The sequence below is a fragment of the Burkholderia alba genome, from assembly GCF_034721475.1.
Taxonomy (GTDB): Bacteria; Pseudomonadota; Gammaproteobacteria; order Burkholderiales; family Burkholderiaceae; genus Burkholderia; species Burkholderia alba.
This window is the reverse complement of sequence record NZ_JAWJWL010000125.1, coordinates 1-1,897: the sequence shown is the minus strand read 5'-3', so window position 1 is coordinate 1,897 and position 1,897 is coordinate 1. Positions and strand designations below refer to the sequence as shown.

2 protein-coding genes are annotated in these 1,897 nt (G+C 62.2%); both read left to right on the top strand.

Translation table 11 applies throughout. The features are described from left to right. Nucleotides 1–1,098, top strand: a 1,098-nt coding sequence (gene istA, locus RZR99_RS32730) for an IS21 family transposase (protein ID WP_323123817.1), incomplete at its 5' end; no start/stop codon positions are given. Then, complete coding sequence (gene istB, locus RZR99_RS32725) at nt 1,091–1,888, top strand: IS21-like element helper ATPase IstB (RefSeq protein ID WP_323123816.1); 798 nt, start codon at nt 1,091–1,093, stop codon at nt 1,886–1,888. The genes istA and istB, both read left to right, overlap by 8 nt. Nucleotides 1,889–1,897 lie beyond the last annotated feature (9 nt).

Here is a 1,897-nt window from a genome sequence, read left to right as displayed (position 1 = left end):
GAATACGCTTTTATTGGCGGGCTGCGGCGACGCCTGGAGGTCGCCCACGTCAAACTTAACTCCAGCCGCGCGTTCTGGCTCGTCGCCTATCCCACACAGAGTCACGAGATGCTGTTCGATGCGCACGCCCGCGCATTCGCCGCGTTCGGCGGCGTGCCGCGGCGCGGCATCTACGACAACATGAAGACCGCCGTGGACAAGGTTGGTCGCGGCAAAGAGCGTGCGGTCAACGCGCGCTTCGAAGCGATGTGCAGTCACTACCTGTTCGAGCCGGAGTTCTGCAACCGGGCTGCAGGCTGGGAGAAAGGCATCGTCGAGAAGAACGTTCAGGACCGGCGACGTCAGATCTGGCACGAAGCAGCGCTACGGCGCTGGGAAACGCTGGAGATCCTGAACGAATGGGTCGCTGGTCAGTGTCGTGAGGCGTGGCACATGCGGCACCCGCAGTGGCCTGAGCTGACGGTCGAGGATGTGCTGCAGGACGAGCGTACCCGGCTGATGCCCAATCCACGGCCGTTCGACGGCTACATCGAGCAGACCCTGCGAGTCTCGTCGACCAGCCTGATTCACTTCCAGCGCAACCGCTACAGCGTGCCCACCGAGTACACGAACCAGCTGGTGAGCGTGCGCTGCTATCCGGCATATCTCAGCGTCGTCGCCAACGCCCAGGAGATCGCACGCCACGAACGCAGCTTCGAGCGGCACATGACCTTCTACGATTGGCGCCACTACGTCACTCTGGTCGAGCGCAAACCCGGCGCACTGCGCAACGGCGCACCGTTCATCACAATGCCCCAGCCGCTGCAACTGCTGCAGCGGCATCTGCTGAAACACCCGGGCGGCGATCGCGTCATGACGCAGGTGCTCGCTGCGGTGCGCGAACACGGGCTCGATGCGGTGCTGCTCGCCGTACAGGCTGCGCTGGATTCAGGACGCCCCAGCGCAGAGCACGTCCTGAACGTGCTGAGCCGGCTGAAGGCGCCCGTCACGAATGGCAACCTCGCCACGACGAAACTCCAGCTCAAGGAAGAGCCCGCGGCCGACGTGAGCCGTTACGAGACGCTGCGCGCCAACCCACCGGAGGATCGTCATGTCTAACGATATCGCGGCCCAGTTCAAGGGTCTTAAACTGCACGGCATGGCGAGCACGTGGCCGGAGCTGCTCGCGCAGTCGCGCCACACGGACTTCGAGCCGGAGCGCTTCATGAAGCAGCTGTTGATGGCTGAAACCGCCGAACGACAGGTGCGCTCGATCGCCTATCAAATGACCGCTGCGCGCTTCCCGGCCCACCGCGACCTGAAGGGCTTCGATTTCGCGCAGGCACACGTCGACGAAGCGCTGGTGCGCGAACTGAGCGAGCTGTCGTTCCTCGCAAGCGCGCACAACGTCGTGTTCATCGGTGGTCCGGGCACTGGCAAGACGCACCTCGCCTCAGCGATCGGAATCGAAGCCGTACAGCGCTACGGCAAGCGTGTGCGCTACTTCTCAACCGTCGAGCTGACCAACGCCCTGGAGCAGGAGAAGTCCATCGGCAAACAAGGCCAGATCGCCCACAAGCTGATGTACGTCGACCTGGTGATTCTCGATGAGCTGGGCTATCTGCCGTTCAGCCAGGCCGGCGGTGCATTGCTGTTCCATCTACTCTCAAAGCTTTACGAGCACACGAGCGTCGCGATCACGACCAATCTCAGCTTCGGCGAGTGGGCGAGCGTGTTCGGGGATGCAAAGCTGACAACAGCGCTGCTAGACCGCGTCACCCATCACTGCCACATCGTTGAAACGGGCAATGAATCGTGGCGCTTCCGGACCAGTTCTGCCAAGGCGAAGACAACAAAAAAGAGAGCAGAAAAACCAGCGGGTAACGAAGAGTTATCCACACCGGAATAGATGTACTAC

Coding starts and splice junctions, on each gene's coding strand:
- istB (WP_323123816.1), top strand. CDS start 1,091: ATGTCTAACGATATCGCGGCCCAGTTCAAGGGTCTTAAACTGCACGGC.